The sequence below is a fragment of the Flavobacterium sp. T50_26 genome (assembly GCF_057652995.1).
The window spans coordinates 1-1,343 of record NZ_JBYFCC010000054.1 but is presented as its reverse complement, the minus strand read 5'-3'; the positions used below and the strand labels follow the sequence as shown (position 1 = coordinate 1,343).

1 protein-coding gene is annotated in these 1,343 nt (G+C 33.0%); it reads right to left on the bottom strand.

The genetic code is table 11. From position 1 onward, the window contains the following. Window positions 1-54 precede the first annotated feature (54 nt). The gene (locus AC23MC_RS16395) at window positions 55-1,251 is read right to left on the bottom strand and encodes an IS256 family transposase (RefSeq protein ID WP_487569401.1); all 1,197 of its coding nucleotides are present in this window, start codon (window positions 1,249-1,251) and stop codon (window positions 55-57) included. Between the last annotated feature and the right edge of the window lie 92 nt (window positions 1,252-1,343).

Below are 1,343 nucleotides of genomic sequence, written 5' to 3'. Positions count from 1 at the left end.
GACACTATCCTAAAAAGTGTGTAAGTTTAAAAATAAAGGGGTTTGACTTTTTAATTAGAGTTGAACCCTTTTTTCAAATATAGTTAAGAACTGGTTGAGTATTAATCCCCAATTTGGGATTGGCATTGACCATTTTTTAGTTGCTTCTCTTAGAGCCAAATATACGGATTTTAAAACCGCTTCGTCCGTAGGGAATGACAATTTATTTTTGGTGTATTTTCTAATTTTTCCATTGAGATTTTCGATTAAATTAGTTGTATAAATTATTTTTCTGATTTCAATTGGAAAGTCAAAGAACACGGTGAGTTCTTCCCAGTTTTCAGTCCAAGATTTTACAGCATATGGATATTTACCGTTCCATTTGTTTGCAAAATCTTCAAGTGAAGCTTTTGCAGCTTGTTTGGTTGGAGCATTGTAAATTAGCTTCATATCGGCTGAAAAAGCCTTCTTATCTTTCCAAACAACATATCGTGCGGAGTTTCTAATTTGATGCACCACACAGACTTGTGTTTGTGATTCAGGAAACACATTTTTAATGGTTTGAGTAAAACCATGTAGATTATCAGTAGCTGTAATTAAGATATCTTCAACACCTCTAGCTTTTAAATCTGTCATTACCCCCAACCAAAAACTGGCACTTTCATTTCTACCTAGCCACATTCCTAAAACCTCTTTCTTTCCCTCTCTATTGAGTCCAACAGCCAAGTAGATGGTTTTGTTTACAACCTTTGAGTTTTCTCGAACTTTAAAAACAATACCATCCATCCATACGATTAAATAAACAGGTTCTAAAGGTCTGTTTTGCCAAGCTATAATATCATTGGAAACACTGTCAGTTATTCGAGATATAGTGGATGTAGAGACTTCAAAATTATAGACTTCTCTTATTTGTTCTTCAATATCACTATTGCTCATTCCTTTGGCATAAAGTGACACAATAACATTCTCTAAACCATCAAGCATGTTCTGTCGTTTAGGAACAATTATTGGGTTAAATGAAGCATCTCGATCTCTTGGAACCTGAATTTCAGATTCTCCAAAAGAGGTTTTAATCTTTTTGTTTGAAAAACCATTACGAGCATTGGCAATAGTCGTTTTTTCATGCTTTTCATAACCCAAATGAGCATCTAATTCTCCTTCGAGCATTTTCTCTAAACCTCGTTTTTGCAATTGACCTAAAAAACTATAAAGGTCTTCGCCTGTTTTGAATTGCTTCAAAAATTCATCCGATAATAAATCTTCTTTTTTCATAAGATTGTGTAAATTATAAAATTAAACAAAAAAATAATGGGGTTTTAAAACCCCATTATTTTTTCTACTTACACAGTTTATGTTATAGTACC

Coding starts and splice junctions, on each gene's coding strand:
- AC23MC_RS16395 (WP_487569401.1), bottom strand. CDS start 1,251: ATGAAAAAAGAAGATTTATTATCGGATGAATTTTTGAAGCAATTCAAA.